A 20129-nucleotide genomic window follows, 5' to 3' on the forward strand; every position below is an offset into this window, starting at 1 on the left:
ATCCTGGCATTCGGCCTATCGGTTTCGCGTCGCATCTGTCGCTATTCACTGCAGGCCTGGATCAGGTCAATGCCGGCTGGACCGCGATAGCGCATCGTCGCCGGGTCGAACTGCAGCTGGATCTTCCCGGTACGGATGGTGTCATTCTGCCCAGTCGGGCAGTCCCGTGTCGCGTCCAGTGCTGGCCAGGCAGCATGCGGCGCGACAGGGGCCGTCAATGTCGTGAACCTGCCCTCCAACAGACGGATATACGTTCCATCCGCACACTGGGCAAGGATCAGTTTATCGGCGATATCGACATCGCCGTAGCTGCTGCCGAAGTAGGTGAGGATCGCGTCCTCGCGCCCGTCGTTGTTGAGATCGGGCGTGTCGTTCAAGAAGGTCTTTCCCTGCTGACCGCTGTATGGGCAGTCCTCGTCATTCCCCGGTGGACATGCACTGACGCGCTTCCCCTCCACCGGTACCAGTTCGATCCTGCCATCGATGGCGCTTGCACACGCGCGTTGCAGCGAGCCGGACGGCGGAGTGCGCGCGATGGCGACGTCCGCGGCAGCGGAGAGCGCCAGCAGCAGGAGAGCCTGATGCAGGCGCTGGCATCGTGACGACGTCACGGTGAACTTCCGCGCTTGATCGCCTCCCACACCTTGTCTATGTGGGCGCGCAGCACGGGCGCAGCCGAAGCCAGCGCAGGATCGTCCTGCCGGTCGCCGCCGAAGGGTTCATCGCCTTCCACCTCCACCAGCGATTCACCACGTACTTCGTAATACTGCTCGCCCTGGCGAAGGCCAATGCGCAGCTGCTGCGGATCGACGCCGCCACCGCAGAAGCTGTGGCTGGCCAGCGTCAACTCGGCGCGGCCATCCTTGTCCAGGTCCGTTGCAGTCACCTGGTCCAGGAAGTAGCCGGCCTCCAGATCCAGACCTTCGCATTGAACCGGATCTTCCACGCTCCACCGCGAGGCCCAAGGAGCCGCTTGTCCGGCGCGCCGGAACAGCTCCGCACGCAACGTGATCTGATCCATCGCCTCTTCATCGCCCTGCGCCGGCACTGTCTGCTCGCTGCGCGAAAGCAGCAGCAGGCCCGGCCCGTCGATGTCATTGAACACCACTTGCTTCAGCAGCGTGCCCGAGTAGAGGTCTTTCAGTTCCGCATCTGCCAGGGCGGGCAACAGCTCCAGTCGACCAGCGGGCACGGCCTCAACCTGCCCGGGAAGTGCGTGTGCATTCGTTGCGGCATCGTCTGCTGCATCTGCAACCGGTGAGGACGGCGCACCGCAGCCGACTGCACCGAGTGCAAGCACGGCCAGCACGGCAAGTCGCAGCTGATCAGCGCGTATTGTCGCCAGCCTTTTTGGCCACGACAATGCCGAGCGCCGCGTTGAGGTCCGTGGCTGCCAGTTCATCGAGTTTGGTTTCCTTGAGTTCCTTCTGCGCGAATGGCAGATAGCTTTTCGGCACGTAGTAACGCAGCGTTGCAGGGTTGAAGCGGACAAAATTGATCTGGTCGCTCTGGTTGCCACCCAGCAACACAGGTCGACCGCGGTCCATGGCGTAGACGAACCCTACGTGCGACGTACCGACCAGGGCGACCGCGCCGAACACCGGTTCGTCGATCTGGCTGAAGCGCGTGGTGTCGGCGGCGAACGAACGCGCACGGTACGGGTGTGGAGATGATATAGCGTATCCGGCCGTGCGAAGGCACCAGTTCACGAACGATGCGCACCAAGCGTTGGAGCTTCCGGCCAGCGTAGTGAACTGCTTCCCGTAGCCGAGTTCGGAATGGAAGTTGATGGTGCGGCTGATCTCAGCCTCTTTCTTGCCCGCCCATTTGCGCGCCTGTGCATAGGCGTGCTCCACCCAAGGTGCGCGCTTCTGCGAAAACGGAATGATTGCGATTGGGTGGCCTTCGCCCTCGCGACTTCGGGTATCCCGTGCCTGTACTGACGCCGGCGGCCGCACAGCAGCAGCAGGTGTTTCCGGCGGAGGCTTCACCAGCGAGGGCCGATCAGACGTTTGCGGATTCCCGCTGTTGCCCGCTCGCCGGGAAGACCCGGCCGCTGACGGGGGCACGGCTTCGACCCCAACAGGCAGCGTGATTTTCTGGCCAGGGTTGATTCGATTGGCATTGCTGATCGACGGATTGGCGGCCATCAGCGCATCGACGCTGGTGTGATGGCGGTCTGCAATTCGGCTCAGCGTGTCGCCGGAGCGAACGCTGTAGCTGGCTTGACGTGACCTTGTTGGAGTTGCCGGGGCGCCGTCGTTGGCTGCGTCAGCCGGCGCCTTTCCGTAGATCCAAACCACATGACCGGGATAGATGCGGTTGCGGTTGCGGATATGGTTGTTGCTCACCAGATCGTCAACTGAGGTCTTGAACCTGCTGGCGATCGAGGCGAGAGTGTCGCCTGGCTGCACCACGTAGCGCAGCGGTGTGCGCTTCTCCTTGCTGGGCTGCGTTGGAGTGTGTGGTTGCGAATTCCCGCCGACCGTCATCATGTTGCGCGCAAATACCAGGGACGCTGAGGCCTGCTGAAGCGCAAACTGGCCGATTCGGCTTCCAATCTTGCCTGATTCCTCAAGGAAGAGCTCTATCACTTCTCCTGGCTGGCGGGTGATGAATGTCGGCAGCGCCCCGTGCTCATTGGTGGTGACCTTCTTCTCGCCCGTATTGCTGCTACGCACGATCACGGGCGTTGCCGGCATCGGTCGGGCGCCGTCAGACAAGGTGACCTGCGTGGCGTGCACGATCCGTTCCTTGCGTGTCTCAGGCTTTGCATTGAAGCCCTCATATTGCTCCATCGCAGCGATCATGCCGTTGAACTGCTCATCGGTCATGTCCTTGATGACCGTCTGGTCGGTGGCACCAGATCGCTTGCGCACGTATGCCAGATAGGCCGCTGTGTCGTTTTCCGATTCCGGTGCATAGGTATGCATGGCGTTGTACAACGTCATATCGTTGTACTTGCGGCGCAGCAGTGCGCGCTTCTCGGCGCGGCCATCCTCGGCCGTAGGAAAAATGGCGAACTTGCCGCTCTTCGTATCGGCCTGGCCGATCATCTTGGCGTACTTTCCGCCTGGACGCAGGTTGCCGGGGTTGTTGAGCAGCCAAGCCAGCGAGCCGCCACTGCGGATGAGCTTGTCACCGTTGTCGGCGGTGAACTCCACAGTGCGCGTATCCTTGTTGAAAACCGCGCTGATGTAGGTAGGCATTCCGTGTCGTCCTATCGGGGCGTCAGCGTGCTCAGGGCCTGTGCGACATCAACGCCCTGGGGCAGACGGCGGGTGGAATCGAGCACCAGTACCCAGCGCTCCTCGTCGGGCTGCTGCTTGAGAAGGTAGCGTTTCAGCTCGACGGCAGCGTCGTCGTCGTATGGCGTGTCCTTGAAGGACAACTCAGCGATGTAGAGGACCACCTTGCCCGCCTCGACCCGCACACGCGCATCGCGGAGCGGGAAGTCAGCCGTGGCCGTCGCCTTTACGAGGAAATCCACCGGCGGCGCATCGTTGCGTGGGAGCAGCGGAAGCTGGTTCCACACGGCTTCGTTGGCAATCGGACGGTACTGGAAGCTGTAAACATGGAAACTGTGGGCATTGGAATGACTGACATACCCGGAATTCACGCGCAACGTACCTTGAGCGGTCTTGATGTCAGTGCTGCCAGTCGAGTACTGCTGCGCATTGGCGGAGGGGCCCATGCACAATGCGAGCAGCAGCAGGAAGTGTCGGATGATCATGTTGATGACGGGGGTTCGTTGAGCAGTTCCAGGATCTGTTCGGACGTCAGGGCGCCGGTCGCATCGGCCGCGTCCAGGTTCCCGAGGAAGGGGTCGTTGCCGTCGCTGTCGGGCGTGTCGCCGTCATTCTCGGGTGGGCGGCCCGGCGCCGACACCAACATTTCCCAGGTGTCATCGCCCACCTCCAAGGTCAGCGGCCGACCCAAGCCATCGGCCATCAAGCGGGGCAACCGACCGTCCTCACCGATGGTTCCGCTGGCGACCTGTTCGCCTTCGTTGTTGAAGATGCGGTAGGCCTTGTCCTTCCACCCCATTTCCGTGGCCAGTACATCGGCGCCTTCCAGCGCGAAGCGCAGGCTTTCCTTGAACGAGTACAGCCCACTGGGAAGTACCGGCATGGACGGCGCATCACTTCCCCCCCCCATGAACGGATGCTCGCCCGCCTTCACCTTGAACTCGCCCGGGCAGCTGAACGTGATGTTGCCGCCCTCCAGGGTAATCGCGCTGCTGCCGGCCTGCAGCACCACTTTGCTCTGCGCCAGCACGTCGATGCGGTCATCGGTGGCGGTGATGGTCAGTGCCTGGTCGCTCAGCAGCTCCAGTTCGCCATCGTTGGCCTGCAGGCTGACCGGGCCCTGGGCGGCGATCACCCGCAGCGGGCCGCTCTGCGCGAACAGTGAGACGTGCTCGCCGGACACCGTGGCAATGGTCTCGCCTGCGCTGATGTGCAGATCCTGCTGCACCGTCATCTGCAGGTTCTGCCCGGCGTAGGCCACCGCGCTGGCTGGCGTGGTCCAGGCAATGTGGTGCGGTGCTTCGGCCAGCAGCAGCGGCTTGGCCAGACGCTCCACCGGCTGGTCACCCGGGCTGCGGCCATCGCCGCCCGGCTTCATCGCGCTTTGTCCGTTGACCTCGCCTTCGTAGCGTCCCTGTGCCTGCGGATCGATCTGCTCGCGCAGCTGCTTTGTGCGCTCGAACTCGGCCAGTCCGGGCACCTGCTGCTGGGCCAGGGTCTGCTGCATCTGCTCCAGGCTGCGCTCGGCGCCCTTGAGCTGCGCCACCACGCTGGCGTTGTCCATGACCGTGGAAGCGGCCCGCTCCTGCGCGCTGGCGGACAGCAGCAGGCCTTCGGCCGCATGCACGTTGCCCCAGCCCTGCGTGGCCAGCTCGAAGCCCTCGCCGCGCAGGGCGCCGCGGGCGGTGTTCTGGTGCGCGATCAGGTAGCCCAGCTCCAGCCGGCTGTCGGCCAGCGAGCTGTGCAGGCGCGTACGCAGCTGGCCCGGCGTGTCATCGATCACCCATTGCTGGGTGCCGCTGCCATCATGGGCCTGGGTGTGCAGGCCGCTGAGTACGCCGGGATGGCGCGCGTTCTCATCGATGCCGCCGCCGAAGGGTGGGGCGACCTCACCGTTGTAGAGCTGGCCGGTGACGCGCGGCTGGTCGATGTCACCGTGCAGGAATTCCACCAGCACTTCGCTGCCGATGCGCGGCAGGAAGGCCGTGCCCCAGTTCGGGCCGGCCACCCATTCGGCCACCGACACCCAGCTGCCGCTGGTGTGGTCGCCGGGCGCATGGCCGGTCTGGGCGCTGCCGGTGTCGGTCAGACCGCCCGGATTGGGCTGGCTGCCGCGCTGCCAGCCGAACTGGATGCGCACCTGGTGTTCGCGGTTCGGGCTGACGGCCGCATTGGCCACACCCACCACGCGTGCGGTCTGCGGGCCATGCAGGGTGGGGCGGTCCTGCGGCAGGGCGCGCAGCGGCACTCCGGCGCCGGTGGCGAGGAAGGCGTTGCGGTAGGCGCCGCGCTCCAGATCGGTACTGCCGAGCAGCTCGGCGATGCCCTGGTCCAGATTGTTGACGGCGACATGCTGCACGGCCAGCAGCTGGAAGCACTGGCCCTCATGCTGCGGATGCTGGGCCAGGCTGAAGGTGCTGCCTGCGGCCAGCTGGCGCTCGCTGCCGCTGCCGCTGTACAGCACCTGGCCAACGCGCAGTGCGTCCAGCCGCGCCTGCGCTTCGGCGTCGGCCCAGGCGGGCTGGGCGAAGCGACCAGCACGCGGCTGCACATAGACCTCCAGCGCGGGCAGGGTGCCGGCATCGGCACTGGACTGCGCCGCCACGGCGTTGACCTGTTCGCTGTGCCAGCTGGCGACGGTACTGGCGTTGGGCACCAGCTGCTGGCGTTCGGCGAAGGCAGTGATGCCATCGCTGCTCTCGGCCATGTCGGCGCGATGGAAACGCACGTGGCCCACATCGGGCAGTTCGGCGCCGGGCTCGAACACCACCAGGGTGTGGGCGGCATCGCCCTCCTGCGCCTGCTCGATGCGCCAGGCCAGGCCAGCCTCGGACAGCAGGCGGGTGACGAAGGCCCAGTCGGTTTCGCGGTACTGGGTGGTGATCGCGCGGGCCGGCAACTGGGCCTGCACGTCGAAGCGGAAGGCGGCCTGCGGGTAGTCGGCGAAGATCTGCTCGCAGATCGCGCGGGTGTCCTGGTCCTGGAAAATCACTGCGTTGCGGCGAAGGCGCAGCAGGGCGGTCCAGGGTTCGAGGGTGAGCCGGTAGCGGGCCAGCCCGCCGTCGCTTCCCAGCTGCGCCGCCTCGGTGCACAGCCCGTGCCACTGCCGCAGCGCGCCATCGGCCTGGCGCAGCTGCAGGGTCAGCGGCTGCTCCAGCCACGGTTCCAGTTCCAGGAACGCATCGGTGGCCAGGCAGTCGATCTGCAGGCGGTTGTCACCGCACACCGATTCGGTGCCTTCAAACCGCTCGACCACAAGGCCCTCGTCGGGGCCCTTGAGCTGGATCAGGCGATCCCGATGCGACAGCGAGGCGAGGGAAGCAAGCAGCGTGGAGCGCGAGATGTCCATATCGTCAGGCTCATGGGAGGGTGATCGTAATGTGGGCGGTGCGCTCAGGCATCTGCACCACGTCGTTGTAGGCGGCCAGCTGCTGACGGGTTTCGTGTCCGAGGTAGGCGCGCATGCCGAAGAACGCGACGATGCCGAAGCAGCCGACAACCACGGCCGGCAGCCACAGCGGCACGACCCGGCGCAGGCCATGGCGCACGTTGTCGGGCGGCAGCGCGTGCGGGGCGAAGCCGTGGCGCTTGCCCTTCAGGTAGACGATCTCGTCACCCAGGCGCGCGGTCAGATAGCCCAGCTTCTCGGTGCCTTCGATACGGTACTTGCCCTCGAAGCCCATCAGCAGGCAGTAGTGATAGACCTCCAGCGACGGCAGGCGCGCCGCGCCCTGGCGGCGCAGTTCTTCCAACCGGTCGAAGAAGTGCTCGCCGGCGAGGTGCTCGCCGAACAGGCGCAACTGCAGCGGATTGCGCTCCCAGGTTTCGTGCAGCGGCGACGGCTGCGACAGGATCGCCTCATCCACCGCGGCGCAGAACGCGTATTTGGCGGCGTAGACATCTTCGGACGCCACGCCAAGCCGCATCGCGTTGCGTTCGACGCCATCGAGGAACTTCTGCACCGTCTGCACGAAGCCCTCTGCGTCGTGCGGCAGCTGGCCACGCTTGAGCAGAAGCAGCAGGTAGAAGCCGTCGGACATCAGGTCCTGCAGGCTCTGCGGATTGGCCGCCTGCGGCGTCGGATTGACCATCGCGCCATTGGCGGTCAGCGACGGCATCGGGCCCGGGGTCGGGGGCAGGGGGGAATTCATCATGAGGTCACCGCCACAAGTTCCATCTTCAGCTCGGCAATGCCGGCCGGCACATAGATCATCACCGACTGCGCCTTGAGCATGCGCTCATACAGCGCGCCGCGCGAATCGAATTCGAAGTAATGGCTGCCCGGGCGCACCGGGATCGCTGCCGGCACCTGCGCGGCGTGGGTAAGCTTCACGCCTGGCAGTGCGGACAGCACGCACTTCTCGACGTCGTCCGGCGCGCCGACCTTGAAGCGCACCGGGACGCTCTGGATCAGCTCCTGCGCCGGCAGCGAGGCGGAGACGGACAGGTAGAACGAGGCATTTCCGTCGATCCGCTGCGAGTCCAGCCGACCGAGGTGGTAGGACGGCTTGACCTCGTTCAGCGCGATCTTGAAGTAGCGCGTGGAGATCACCGTATCCAGCAGTGCCCGCACGATCTCCAGCAGCTTGCGGAACGAAGCTTCCGGCTGGTCGTGACGGTACACCGGCAGGTCGCCCAGTTGGTAGGCGTTGGAGAAGGTCAGCAGCGCGCCCGCCATGCGCAGCAGTTCCTGGTGCAGGCGCTCGGGATGCAGCTGCGGATGATGCAGCAGATGGGCCAGCGCGCTGAAGGAACTGTTGATCGTATGCAGCAGCCAGAACGACGCGATGTCGCCCGAGCGGAATTCGATGATGTTCTGCGACGTCTGCCGATGCAGCCCGTACAGCGCATCGACCTTGGCCTGCAGCGCATCGAGCACCGCACGCAGTTCACGATGCAGGAACGGCGAGGCCTGCAGCTGCGCGCAGGGCGGGATGAACTCATCGTCCAGCTCGAAGCCGCCGCTGGAGGTGCGGCGCACACGCGCCACCGGCACGGTCGCATAGGCATCACGGGGCTGGTCGTCGGTAAGCAGCTTCACCGCCTTGCTCAGGTAGGCCAGTTCGGCCTCCACCGCATCGGTGAACAGGTCCTGCGTATCGCGGTTGGCCTGCCGATAGCGCGCAAGCACCGTGCCTTCCGCATCGGTGCAGTTGGCACCGTCATCTCGCAGCAGCGGAAGTGCCAGGTAGATCACCGTGGACTGCACGCCAGGCGGCAGATCCTGCAGCGACACCGCGTCCGGCAGGCTGTCGTGGGCGGGGGCATCGTAGGTTTCGCCATCGGGAAACACCGCCGACAGATCGAGCGGCCTCAACGTGCCGCCGGACAAGGCATGGGGGTCGAAACGCACGCGGCGCGCGCCCCACGCGTACGGGTGCAGCGTCTGCGAAAGATCCTGCAGCCGTGCCTCGTGATACGCGTCCTGGCGCTGGAAATGCTGGGGCCGCAGGAACAGCCCTTCACCCCAGAGAACCTTCGACATCCTGCTTACATAAGCCACATTCAATCCTTGGAAATACCTTGAAAGGTTGCCCCTTGGGGGCCGGTTCCGCCGTCCTCGCGTTCCGCTGCGGCGAAGGCCCTGCCTTGCAATGTGAAAGTGTGAATCACATCGCACATTGATTGCGGCGGGGCAAACGTTGCGCGGAAGATACTATCGCATTGCGGCAATTTGAGTGCCAGAATTCCGACGCGGTCCTATTTCGCGCCTGCACAGCGGATCGAGGCAAGACTGCCCGGATCGCCGGAAAGTCGTGTGAGCAGGGCCTTGCTGTCGCTGGTCAGGGCACAGGCGTGGACACCGATGGTCACACCGTCCTGCGGCAGGGTCTTGCCCTTGGTGTCGAACGCGAGCCGCCAGCGGTTCTCGGCGGGGGCGCGGAACAGGGCGACCACGCCCAGCACTGCACTTCCTTCACTCAGCTGCTCGGACAATTCCTGCCGGGCCCCGGGGGTCAGCACCACCTCATTGACCGACAGCAGGTCGGCACCGAGGGCGGCCTGCTCTCCGGCCTGGTCCAGGAATGCGTTGAAGGGCGCCTGTTCGAACCGTTGCAGGCTGCGCAGGTGGTAGACCTTGACCACCGCCGCGCTCGCCCGCTTGTCGTTGCCGGCATTGAGGTTGGTGCCGGCATACAGGCGCAATGGGACGGTCGGTGGCGCTTTCGGCTTTTCCTCGCGGATGCCGACGGCCTGCAGCGTCTTGTCCATCGCTTTCCCGAGCTTGCTGTCGCTGGCGCAACCGGCAAGGGAACCCGAAACAATGAAGGAGAAAATCGTGACGGATATCACGCGGCGAAATGAGGAGAGTTGCGCATTCATCTGGAGTCGGCGGGCTCGAAGGGCGGGGTGAAAGTCACGTATGCAACGGATTTCGCTCGCGGATATCACATTGGAATGTGAAGAATGTGTCTATCAAAACCGCCACATTCTTGACGAAATTCACTATACCGATGCGTATTCGCGAATGTACACTGCCGCCGACAGGGGCAGGAATCCCGTGCGGTGTATCGGCGGCGATTCGGCTTCCTTTAGGAACTAATTTCGACGAGGGATCACTATGGAAGTGAAGGCAATGGGGAAGGCTGTCTACCGGCCGATGTTCGCGCTGATGTTGCTGTCGGGTCTGGCGGCCTGCTCATCGGCACCGAAGAAGGCCGAGGTCGTGCCGTTCGAAACGACGCTGAGCAATGCCGAAGCACAGGTCACCACCGGTGGCGCGGATGCCGCCATCAGCGCATTCGAGGAAGCGGCGAAGGCCGATCCGACGCGCAAGGAGCCGTGGGTGCGCATCGCTCAGCTGCAGTTCGACCAGGGCCAGTATGCCCGCGCCATTGTGGCTGCCGAGGAAGTGCTGCAGCGCGATCCCAGCGATCTGGTCGCCGATGGCGTGATCACGGTGGCCGGTTTCCGCATTGCCAACCAGTCGCTGACCCGCCTGCAGGGGCGCGGCGCGCTGGCTTCCGATACTGCCCGCAAGGAAGCGCAGACCCTGGCTACCACCCTGCGCAACACCATGGGTGATGCCATTCTCGATCCGGCGCCCAAGCCGAAGCCGCGCAGCCGCGCCCGTGCCGGCCGTGCCGCCGCGCCCGCCGCTGCCGCGCAGCCCGCTGCACAGCCGGCCAAGCCCGCTGCCCGCTCGAACAACTCCGATCCGTTCCAGAACATCGGCAACTGATCCGGACCCGGCCCCAGTCAGGAGACACACATGGCCAAGAAGGAAAGCATCCAGAAGCGGCTGCAGAAGATCCGCCCGCCGCGCGTCCAGCTCACCTACGATGTCGAGAAGGGTGACGCGATCGAGCAGAAGGAACTGCCGTTCGTGGTCGGCGTGATGGGCGATTTCAGCGGCAACCCGGAGCAGCCGCTGCCCAAGGTCAAGGATCGCAAGTTCGTCAGCGTCGACATGGACAACTTCGACGAAGTGATGGAAGGCATCGCCCCGCGTGCGGTCTATCGCGTGCCGAACAAGATCAGCGACGAAGGCGGCGAATTCGGCGTCGAGCTGAAGTTCAACTCCATCGATGACTTCCGTCCCGAGGCGGTGGTCCAGCAGATCGAGCCGTTGCGGCGCCTGCTCGAGTCGCGCACCAAGCTCGCCGACCTGCGCAACAAGCTGGCCGGCAACGAGAAGCTGGAAGACCTGCTGACCGATGTGCTCAACAACACCGAGCAGCTGAAGAAGCTCGGCGTGACCAAGGAGGACTGACCGATGTCAGCCGAAGCCAGCCCGTTGGCCACGCAGGCCGCCGTTGCCGAAGACGTCGGCCTGCTCGACCAGATCGTCGAGAAGAGCAAGGTCGCCAAGTCGAAGACCGAGCATGACCGCGCCAAGGACATCATCGCCGCGCTGGCGAAGGAAGTCCTGGACGGCACCGTGGTCGTCTCCGACAACCTCAACCTCACCCTCGATGCGCGCATCGCCGAGATCGACCGGATCATCTCCGAGCAGCTCAGCGCCGTCATGCATGCCGAACCGTTCCAGAAGCTGGAAGGCAGCTGGCGAGGCCTGCATTACCTGTGCCAGCAGACCTCCACCGGCCCGAACATGAAGATCAAGGTCTTCAATTCGCCGCAGAAGGATCTGGTCAAGGATTTCAAGTCGGCCATCGACTTCGACCAGAGCGCGCTGTTCAAGAAGGTCTACGAAGAAGAGTTCGGCACCTTCGGTGGCGCGCCGTTCGGCGCACTGATCGGCGACTACTTCCTCGGCCGCCAGCCGGAGGACATGTACTTCATCGAGCAGATGTCGCACGTGGCTGCCGCCGCGCACGCGCCGTTCATTTCGGCAGCGAGTGAAGGCATGTTCGGCCTGGAAACCTTCACCGATCTGGGCAAGCCGCGCGACCTGGCCAAGGTGTTCGACACGGTCGAGTACGCGAAGTGGAAGTCGTTCCGCGAGAGTGAGGACAGCCGCTATGTCGGTCTGACCATGCCGCGCTTCCTCGGCCGTCTGCCGTACAACCCGAAGGATGGCACCACCGTCGAAGGCTTCAACTTCGTCGAGGAGATCGAAGCGGCCGACCACAGCAAGTTCCTGTGGTGCAACACCGCCTATGCGATGGGTGCGCGCCTGACCCAGGCCTTCGAGAACTTCGGCTGGTGCGCGGCAATCCGTGGCGTGGAAGGTGGCGGCCTGGTCGAGGACCTGCCGACCCATACCTTCCGCACCGATGATGGCGAAGTCGCGCTGAAGTGCCCGACGGAAGTGGCCATCACCGACCGTCGTGAAAAGGAACTCAGTGACCTCGGCTTCATGCCGCTGGTGCACTGCAAGAATACCGACTACGCCGCGTTCTTCGGCGCACAGTCGGCACAGAAGCCGAAGAAGTACAACACCGATTCGGCCAACGCCAACGCGATCCTGTCTGCCCAGCTGCAGTACATTTTCGCGGTGTCGCGCATTGCCCATTACCTCAAGGCGATGATGCGCGAGAAGATCGGCAGCTTCGCATCGGCGGGCAACGTCGAGGAATTCCTGAACCGGTGGATCGCCCAGTACGTGCTGCTGGACGACAACGCATCGCAGGAAGCCAAGGCCCAGTTCCCGTTGCGCGAGGCATCTGTGCAGGTTTCGGAGGTGCCGGGCAAGCCTGGTGTCTACCGCGCGGTGGCCTTCATCAGGCCGCATTTCCAGCTCGATGAGCTGTCTGTTTCGTTGCGTCTGGTCGCCGAACTGCCGGCGTCCGCGAAAAAGTCGTAACGGTTTGCTGTAACTGAAGCGTCCAGGGGAGTCCGCTCCCCGGATTGCAGTGACGCTTATTTCAAGAGGGCGCAGCCCCCCTTAACCGCCAGGCCCCCGCCTGGCACATCAAATCTCACGGAAGAACGGAATTTAGGAGACCAGATATGCAGCACGCTTTCCTCTCGATTGACACCATCAAGGGCGAGTCGCACGACGACAAGCACAAGGACTGGATTGAAATCCAGTCGTTCTCGCAGGACCTGTTGCAGCCGCGTTCGGCCACCGCGTCGACCTCCGGCGGCACCACCGCTGCCCGCGTGAACCTGTCCCCGATCGAAATCACCAAGTCGATCGACCTCGCCTCCACGGCCCTGAACCAGGCCGCCTCCAACGGCACCACCTTCCCGAAGGCGCAGATCCAGTTCATGCGCGCCGACAAGGACGGCAACGCGATCAATTACTACACGGTCGAGCTGCTGAACGTGCTGGTCCACCGCGTCACCACGACGGTGGACAAGGAAGGCATGCCGCAGGAAGTTGTTCAGCTGAGCTTCGGCGCCATCAAGTGGACTTACCAGCAGCAGAAGCCGGAAGGCGGCGTTGGTGGCAAGACCGTGGCGCAGTGGAGCGCAACCAAGAACATCCCGAACTACACCGTGTGATGTTGTGTCACTGCGATGGCGCCTCGTGCGCCATCGCAGTCTGATCGTCGGGCAGGGCCAGGAACGGCCCTGTCTCTGCCGCACCGCTGCCGCCCGCACGGATGCCGAACCTGAGTGGATCGACCAATGAAGGGACTCGAACCCAGCCTGCTGGAAAAACTGTTCGACGACGCCCCCAAGCAGCCGGGCGCCGGGCCGGTATTCAAGTCCGTCTCGCTGGAGCAGTACAAGGAATCCATTGCCCGTGACCTGGAAGGGCTGCTGAATTCGCGCGCCGCGTTCCAGGAAGGCGACATGAAGGAGTTCCCCAACTGCCGGCAGTCGCTGCTGACCTACGGGCTGGCCGATTTCTCCGCGATGAGCCTGGCCAACGCCTATGATCGCGCCGCCATCTGCCGCTCCCTGGAGCAGGCTGTGGCGCGCCACGAGCGCCGGCTCCGCAACGTCAATGTGCACCTGGACGCCGGCAATCAGTTTGCCGGCGGCCTGCACTTCACCATCCATGCGCTGTTGGATCTGGAACCGGCGCGCGAGCCGGTCAGCTTCGACGCGATGCTGCAGCCCTCGACCCTGCAGTACCAGGTCACCCGCGCACGTCGCACGCAGGCCGCCTGATGCAGGACCTGCTTCCTTATTACGAACGCGAACTGGCCTATCTCCGTCGTTACGGACGCGAGTTCGCCGAGCGTTACCCGAAGATTGCCGGCCGCCTGCAACTGTCCGCGGAGGGCAGCCAGGACCCGCATGTCGAGCGGCTGATCGAAGCGTTCGCGCTGCTCAGTGCCCGCGTTTCCAAGCGCATCGAGGACGACTATCCCGAGTTCACCGACGCGCTGCTGGATGTGCTCTATCCACATTACCTGCGCCCGTTCCCGTCGTGCTCAATCGCCCACTTCGACATGGAAGGGGTGGCCTCCAAACTGAGCGCGCCGGTGCGCGTACCCCGCGGTACCGCCCTGCAGAGCCGCCCCGTGCGTGGCGTTCCGTGTGATTTCCGCACCGCCTACGACGTGGTCCTGGCACCGGTCGGGGTACAGCAGGTGGTCTACCGCAGTGTCGCCGATGCACCGATGGCCACGACGCTGCCGGCGGGCACCGGCGGCCAGATCTCGCTGGGCTTCCAGTTGCTGTCCGATCAGCTCGGCTTCGGCCAGCTGGGCACCGATCAGCTTCGCCTGTTCCTGGATGGCGAGCCGTCGGTGCGGGCCGCTCTGCGCGATGCGCTGATGCTCGGGGTAAAGGCGGCCTATGTCGAATCCGATGGCGATGGCCGCTGGCGACGCCTGGAAAAGGTCCCGCTGAGCCCGGTGGGCTTCGCCGAGGATGAGGCGCTGATCGACTTCCCGGCGCGCTCGCATCCGGCGTACCGGCTGCTGACCGAGCTGTTCGCCTATCCGGAGAAGTTCGGATTCGTCGATCTGCACCTGCCCACAGTGACCGCCGGCGCCAGCCGTCGTTTCACGCTTCACCTGGTGCTGCATGCGCAGGGCCAGGACCGGGGCAACACGATGGTGCTGGAGGAACTGGGTACGCACAACGTGCGCCTGGGCTGCACCCCCATCGTCAACCTTTTCAGGACCAGTGGCGAGCCGATCCGCGTCACCCATCGCACGGTCAACTATTCGGTGCTGGCCGACGCGCGTCGCGCCTTCGCCTACGAGGTGCACTCGATCGACTCGGTGCACCGCATCCGGCAGACACCGCAGGGCGAACTGATCCAGGCCTTCCGTCCGTTCTACTCGCTGCATCACGGTGAAGATCCGGAGCGGACCGGTCAGTACTGGGTGGCACGTCGTGATGAGGATGTCGCACGGCAGAGCCCCGGATTCGAGACGGAGATCAGCTTCGTCGACCTGTCATTCAATCCGGTACTTCCGCAGACCGACACGGTCAGCCTGGAGCTGACCTGCAGCAACCGCGATCTGCCCAACCAGCTTGCCTTCGGTGTGGCCGGTGGTGACCTGAACATCGAGGGCGGCAGCCCGGCCAGGGCGATCAGCCTGCTGCGCAAGCCGACCAAACCGCTGCGTTTCCGCCATGGCCGCAATGCGCAGTGGCGCCTGATCTCGCACCTGTCGTTGAACCAGCTGTCACTGACCGCCAGCGGCCTGCCAGCGCTGAAGGAGATGCTGCGCCTGTACGACCTGTCCGGCAGCAATGTTTCCGCTCGCCAGATCGACGGCATCCTTGAGCTGCAGCAGACCCCGACCACCACCTGGATGCATGGTCGCCAGTTCGCTTCGGTGGTGCGTGGCCTGGAGATCCGCCTGACGATCAATGAAGCCCACTTCGTGGGTACCGGTGTGGCCGCCTTTGCCCAGGTGATGGACCACTTCTTCGCACTTTACGTGCATGCCAACAGCTTTACCCGTCTGGTGCTGGTTTCCGGCGACAGCGGGGAGGAGATCGTCCGATGCCCAGCGCGCAGCGGCGAATCGATCCTGGCGTAGCCCAGCAGCTGCTCACCGAGCCCCACCGCTTCCAGTTCTTCCAGGCGGTGCGGTTGCTTGAGCAGGTGTTCCAGCGGCAAGGCGTCAAGCCCGGCCAGACCGTGCCGATGCGCGTGCGCTTCCGCAACTCGCTGTCGCTGGGCTTCCCGGCCACCGAGTTGTCCGCGGAGGGTGAGGTCTACTCGCTGAAGGGCGAGCGGCTGGAGGGGCGCGAGGCCATCGAGCAGGCGCTGCACGGCGAGGAACTGGCCGAGGTCCACCTGACTCCGCAGTTCATGGGCCTGCTGGGCACCGCTGGCGCATTGCCGCTGCATTACACCGAGACCCTGCAGCTGCGCGAGTTGTACCAGCGCGACCGCACCGCGCGCGCGTTCCTGGACATATTCTCCACACGCGCCGTATCGCTGCACTACGCGGCGTGGAAGAAGCATCGGCTGGCGCTGCAGTACGAACTGGATCGCCGCGAGCGCTTCCTGCCGCTGGTGCTCTCGCTGCTCGGCATGGGCATGAGCGAGCTGCGCGATCGCCTGCACGAGGGCGAGGGCGAGATCTTCGATCAGGCCGTTGCCTATTACGCCGGTGCCGTGCGCCAGCGCCCCGTATCGGCCGTGCTGATGCAGCGCATCCTGTCGGACTATTTCCAGGTGCCGTTGCACCTGGAGCAGTTTGTCGGCGCGTGGTACCGGGTGCCCGCCGGTCAGGCAACGCGGCTGGGCCAGGCCAATGCGGTGCTGGGGGCGAGTGCCCTGGCTGGCGATCGCGTCTGGCAGCGAGACCTGCGCATGCGACTGCGCATCGGGCCGCTGCGGCGCGATCAGTTCGACGCCTTCCTGCCGGGTGGCAGTGCGGCCGAAGCCCTGTCCAAGTGGTTGTCGTTGTTGACCGGCGGCGTTCTCGAGTACGAAGTGCGGCTGGTGCTGCGCGCCGAGGATGTGCAGGGCAGCGCCCTCGGCAGCGGCGGCGGCGCTCGGCTGGGCTGGGACAGCTACATGTGCACCCAGGCGCAGACCACATCGCGTGAGGACACCACCTATGGCATCCACACGCTGCAATGACAACCCGCCGCAGGCGTCCGTGCCTGCGGTCCTCGAACGGTTCCAGCAAGGAGTGCGTGTTTCCGCATGAGCATCAACCTCAAGACCCTGATCAGCAAGCTGGACGACACCTGCCGCCAGGCGGCCGAGCGGGCCGCGAACCTGTGCATGGCGCGCGGCAACTATGAGGTGGACCTGGAGCATCTGTTCCTGGCCCTGCTCGAGCAGCCGCAGAGCGATTTCGTGTTGATTGCCCGTCGCAGCGGCATCCTGCCGGAATCGCTGGAGCGTGATCTCAACGATGAGATCAGTCAGTTCAAGACCGGCAACGGCCGCACGCCGGTGTTTTCCCAGCACATTCCCAAGCTGTTCGAGCACGCCTGGCTGATCGCCTCGCTGGACTCGGAAACCACCCGCATCCGTAGCGGCCATCTGCTGCTGGCGCTGCTGACCGAGCCGGACCTGGCGCAGTTGGCCTACCGTGGCTCGAAGCTGTTCGTGCGTTTCAAGCGCGAAGAGCTCAAGCACGACTTCGCCAAGCTCACCGAGGGCTCGCAGGAGGCGGTGCAGACCGTCCGCTTCGCCGATGCCTCGGCGAAGGAAGAGGGCGGTGAGGGCGAGGAAGCCGTATCCGGCGAGGCCAAGGGTGGGTTGTCCAAGACGCCGGCCCTGGACCAGTTCACCACCAACCTGACCCAGCGCGCCCGTGAGGGCAAGATCGACCCGGTGATCGGCCGTGATGGCGAGATCCGCCAGGTGATCGACATCCTGATGCGTCGCCGCCAGAACAACCCGATCCTCACCGGCGAAGCCGGCGTGGGCAAGACCGCCGTGGTCGAAGGGCTCGCCCGGCGCATTGCCGACAAGGATGTGCCGGAGGTGCTGCAGGGTGTCGAGCTGCACACGCTGGACATGGGGCTGCTGCAGGCCGGCGCCAGCGTCAAGGGCGAGTTCGAGAACCGCCTGAAGAACGTGATCGACGAGGTCAAGAAGAGCCCGCATCCGATCATCCTGTTCATCGATGAAGCGCATACGATGATCGGCGCCGGTGGAACCGCCGGCCAGAACGATGCGGCGAACCTGCTCAAGCCGGCGCTGGCCCGCGGTGAGCTGCGCACGATCGCGGCGACCACCTGGAGCGAGTACAAGAAGTACTTCGAGAAGGACGCGGCGCTGGCCCGCCGCTTCCAGGTGGTCAAGGTTGAAGAGCCCAGTGAAGTGCTGGCCGTAGCGATGCTGCGCGGCATGGTCGGGTTGATGGAGTCGCACTTCAACATCCGCGTTCTGGACGAAGCGGTGACCGAAGCCGTGCGTCTGTCGCACCGTTACATCAGTGGCCGCCAGCTGCCGGACAAGGCTGTCAGCGTGCTCGATACCGCCTGCGCGAAGGTCGCGCTTGGACAGAGCGCCACGCCTGCGATCATCGAAGACACCCGCAAGCACCTGGATCGCCTGCAGGCGGAAATCAGCGCGCTGCAGCGCGAAACCGCAGGGGGCAGTGCACAGCACAGCGAGCGCCTGGACGAGCTGCATGCCCAGCAGGCGGAAGCGCAGGCGGTGCTGGCCAGCAATGAGGAGCGCCTCACCCGCGAGCGCGAACTGGCAGGCCGCATTGCCGCGCTGCGCCAGCAGATGGAGCAGGGCCAGGCCCAGGCGGCCGATGGCGAAGCGCCCAACGATGACGGTGAGGGCGACGTCGCCGTGGCCAAGCCGGCCGCCAAGCGCGGCAAGGCCAAGCCGGAACTGTCGCCGCAGCATGCTGAACTGTCGCGACTGCAGGCCGAGCTGCGCGAGTTGCAGGGCGAGACGCCGATGGTACCGCTGCAGGTCGACGGAACCGTGGTCGCGGAGATCGTGTCGGCATGGACCGGCGTGCCGCTGGGCCGCATGGTCAAGGACGAGATCCGTACCGTGCGCACGCTCGGAAACCTGCTGGTCGAGCGCGTGATCGGACAGGACCACGCGCTGGATGCGATCGCCCAGCGCGTGCGCACCGCCACGGCCAAACTGGAAGACCCGAACAAGCCACGCGGTGTCTTCATGTTCGTCGGCCCCTCCGGTGTCGGCAAGACCGAGACCGCGCTGGCGTTGGCTGACATTCTCTATGGTGGTGAGCGCAAGCTGATCACCATCAACATGAGCGAATACCAGGAAGCGCATAGCGTGTCCGGGCTGAAAGGCTCGCCGCCGGGCTACGTCGGTTATGGCGAAGGCGGCGTGCTGACCGAGGCCGTGCGCCGCAACCCTTACAGCGTGGTGCTGCTGGACGAGGTGGAGAAAGCCCACCCCGACGTGCTGGAGATGTTCTTCCAGGTGTTCGACAAGGGCGTGATGGATGATGCGGAAGGCCGCGAAATCGACTTCCGCAATACCCTCATCATCCTGACCTCCAACATCGGCTCCTCGCAGATCATGCAGGCCTGCCTGAACAAGCCGGCCGAGGAGATTCCGGCGGCCGACGCGCTCGCCGACGCGCTGCGCCCGGTGCTGATGCGCAGCTTCAAGCCGGCCTTCCTCGGCCGCCTCAAGGTCGTACCGTACTACCCGATCAACGATGACGTGCTTGCGCGGATCATCACGCTCAAGCTCGGTCGCATCCGCGACCGCGTCATTGCCAACCACAAGGCCACCTTCAGCTGGGACGACAGTCTGGTGGAGGCCGTGCTTGCGCGTTGCACCGAAGTGGACTCAGGTGCCCGCAACGTTGACCACATCCTCAATGGAACCTTGCTGCCGGAAATCGCCGAGAGCGTGCTGGCGGCGATGGCCGAGGGGAACCGGATCAACGCCATCAAGGTCACCGCCGGCAAGAAGGGTGACTTCAAATACAAAGTGTCTTGACACTGAGCAAATGGAGAAGGCAATGGAATTCTATGGATTCGACCGCGAAGCGGCTCTCAACCACTGTGACAGCCTGGAACTCGGCCTTGGCCGTGAGCTGGACCGTGTGCGTGCCTGGAACCGGCTGCGCCCCGAACATGTGATCGAGCTGCTGGAGACCGCGGTGCCCGCTGCCCGCCAGGATGCCCGCAACGTGGCCGCGCAGATCAGCCGCGGTTCCTGGCGCATCCACATGGATGCCCCGGTCGTGGGCAAGCCGCAGCTGGTGAGCAACGTGCGCGAACTGCAGATCACGGCCGGTGGACGCGATTACCGCCTGAAGATCAGCGAAGGCGTCCGCCTGCAGCTGGAAGAAATCGTCCAGGCCGCCTGATGATCGTGTGAGCTTGTCGCCCCGCACAGGGGCGCAGGCCACGCGGAAGCGGGAACCGGAGGAAGCCGATGCGCACGCCGCATGCAGACCACCTTGAAGCACGGGAAGTCGGGGAATCACCATGGACCTGGTAAACAACCTGCGGGCAGCGCTGGCCGGCCCATCGCATGCACAGCGCTTCCTGCGGCTGCACACCTCGCTGGGGAGCGACGTGCTGGTGGCCGAAACGCTGGATGGCGTCGAACAGATCGACGGCATCGGTTTCCAGTGGACGATCACGGCGCTGTCGCTGGATGCGGGCCTGCCGCTGGGCCCGCTGATCGGGCAGGGC

At 64.8% G+C, this 20129-nt stretch carries 18 protein-coding genes; 10 read left to right on the forward strand and 8 right to left on the reverse strand.

Translation table 11 applies throughout. The features are described 5' to 3' along the window. Positions 1 to 41: 41 nt before the first annotated feature. The 8 genes from ACVOMM_RS12135 to tssJ all read right to left on the reverse strand — a co-directional run bounded on the left by ACVOMM_RS12135 (position 42) and on the right by tssJ (position 9572). Positions 42 to 611, reverse strand: a complete 570-nt coding sequence (locus ACVOMM_RS12135; RefSeq protein WP_481526298.1) for a hypothetical protein — start codon at positions 609 to 611, stop codon at positions 42 to 44. Beyond that, positions 608 to 1192: a M949_RS01915 family surface polysaccharide biosynthesis protein gene (locus tag ACVOMM_RS12140; protein WP_197571770.1), complete on the reverse strand. Its 585-nt coding sequence runs from the start codon at positions 1190 to 1192 to the stop codon at positions 608 to 610. The genes ACVOMM_RS12135 and ACVOMM_RS12140 overlap by 4 nt, the downstream gene beginning before the upstream one ends. A gap of 133 nt (positions 1193 to 1325) precedes the next feature. Then, on the reverse strand, positions 1326 to 3209 hold the full coding sequence (locus ACVOMM_RS12145; RefSeq protein ID WP_065182755.1) for a TIGR02594 family protein: 1884 nt from the start codon (positions 3207 to 3209) through the stop codon (positions 1326 to 1328). An 11-nt stretch (positions 3210 to 3220) separates the two neighbouring features. After that, complete coding sequence (locus ACVOMM_RS12150) at positions 3221 to 3733, reverse strand: hypothetical protein (RefSeq protein ID WP_053517625.1); 513 nt, start codon at positions 3731 to 3733, stop codon at positions 3221 to 3223. Continuing rightward, positions 3730 to 6597: a type VI secretion system Vgr family protein gene (locus ACVOMM_RS12155; protein ID WP_481526299.1), complete on the reverse strand. Its 2868-nt coding sequence runs from the start codon at positions 6595 to 6597 to the stop codon at positions 3730 to 3732. The genes ACVOMM_RS12150 and ACVOMM_RS12155 overlap by 4 nt, the downstream gene beginning before the upstream one ends. A gap of 10 nt (positions 6598 to 6607) precedes the next feature. Continuing rightward, entirely contained in the window at positions 6608 to 7399 is a 792-nt protein-coding gene (gene icmH / locus ACVOMM_RS12160; RefSeq protein WP_065175286.1) for a type IVB secretion system protein IcmH/DotU, read from the reverse strand. After that, positions 7399 to 8733: a type VI secretion system baseplate subunit TssK gene (gene tssK / locus ACVOMM_RS12165; RefSeq protein WP_053517623.1), complete on the reverse strand. Its 1335-nt coding sequence runs from the start codon at positions 8731 to 8733 to the stop codon at positions 7399 to 7401. The genes icmH and tssK overlap by 1 nt, the downstream gene beginning before the upstream one ends. Positions 8734 to 8948: 215 nt before the next feature. After that, on the reverse strand, positions 8949 to 9572 hold the full coding sequence (gene tssJ, locus ACVOMM_RS12170; protein ID WP_053517622.1) for a type VI secretion system lipoprotein TssJ: 624 nt from the start codon (positions 9570 to 9572) through the stop codon (positions 8949 to 8951). Positions 9573 to 9810: 238 nt separating this feature from the next. Here tssJ and ACVOMM_RS12175 point away from each other — a divergent pair, with 238 nt between their 5' ends. From ACVOMM_RS12175 to ACVOMM_RS12220, 10 genes are all read left to right on the forward strand, one after another. After that, entirely contained in the window at positions 9811 to 10431 is a 621-nt protein-coding gene (locus ACVOMM_RS12175) for a tetratricopeptide repeat protein (RefSeq protein WP_180877009.1), read from the forward strand. A 30-nt stretch (positions 10432 to 10461) separates the two neighbouring features. After that, complete coding sequence (tssB, locus tag ACVOMM_RS12180; RefSeq protein ID WP_053517620.1) at positions 10462 to 10962, forward strand: type VI secretion system contractile sheath small subunit; 501 nt, start codon at positions 10462 to 10464, stop codon at positions 10960 to 10962. A gap of 3 nt (positions 10963 to 10965) precedes the next feature. Beyond that, positions 10966 to 12456, forward strand: a complete 1491-nt coding sequence (gene tssC / locus ACVOMM_RS12185) for a type VI secretion system contractile sheath large subunit (protein ID WP_053517619.1) — start codon at positions 10966 to 10968, stop codon at positions 12454 to 12456. A gap of 146 nt (positions 12457 to 12602) precedes the next feature. Then, the gene (locus ACVOMM_RS12190; RefSeq protein ID WP_006465355.1) at positions 12603 to 13100 is read left to right on the forward strand and encodes an Hcp family type VI secretion system effector; all 498 of its coding nucleotides are present in this window, start codon (positions 12603 to 12605) and stop codon (positions 13098 to 13100) included. Positions 13101 to 13226: 126 nt separating this feature from the next. Further along, on the forward strand, positions 13227 to 13715 hold the full coding sequence (gene tssE / locus ACVOMM_RS12195) for a type VI secretion system baseplate subunit TssE (protein ID WP_057496761.1): 489 nt from the start codon (positions 13227 to 13229) through the stop codon (positions 13713 to 13715). Next, complete coding sequence (tssF, locus tag ACVOMM_RS12200; protein ID WP_481526300.1) at positions 13715 to 15550, forward strand: type VI secretion system baseplate subunit TssF; 1836 nt, start codon at positions 13715 to 13717, stop codon at positions 15548 to 15550. The genes tssE and tssF overlap by 1 nt, the downstream gene beginning before the upstream one ends. Beyond that, positions 15514 to 16605 carry a type VI secretion system baseplate subunit TssG gene (gene tssG / locus ACVOMM_RS12205; RefSeq protein WP_481526301.1) on the forward strand — a complete coding sequence of 364 codons (1092 nt, stop codon included), beginning with the start codon at positions 15514 to 15516 and terminating at the stop codon, positions 16603 to 16605. Before tssF ends, tssG begins: the two co-directional genes overlap by 37 nt. A 66-nt stretch (positions 16606 to 16671) precedes the next feature. Further along, the gene (tssH, locus tag ACVOMM_RS12210; RefSeq protein WP_481526302.1) at positions 16672 to 19425 is read left to right on the forward strand and encodes a type VI secretion system ATPase TssH; all 2754 of its coding nucleotides are present in this window, start codon (positions 16672 to 16674) and stop codon (positions 19423 to 19425) included. Between the two features lie 22 nt (positions 19426 to 19447). Beyond that, positions 19448 to 19798 carry a hypothetical protein gene (locus ACVOMM_RS12215; protein WP_053520392.1) on the forward strand — a complete coding sequence of 117 codons (351 nt, stop codon included), beginning with the start codon at positions 19448 to 19450 and terminating at the stop codon, positions 19796 to 19798. Positions 19799 to 19919: 121 nt separating this feature from the next. Then, a partial coding sequence (locus ACVOMM_RS12220; protein ID WP_346475967.1) for a hypothetical protein occupies positions 19920 to 20129 on the forward strand: 210 nt, incomplete at its 3' end.

This window comes from Stenotrophomonas sp. STEN009, from assembly GCF_056760395.1.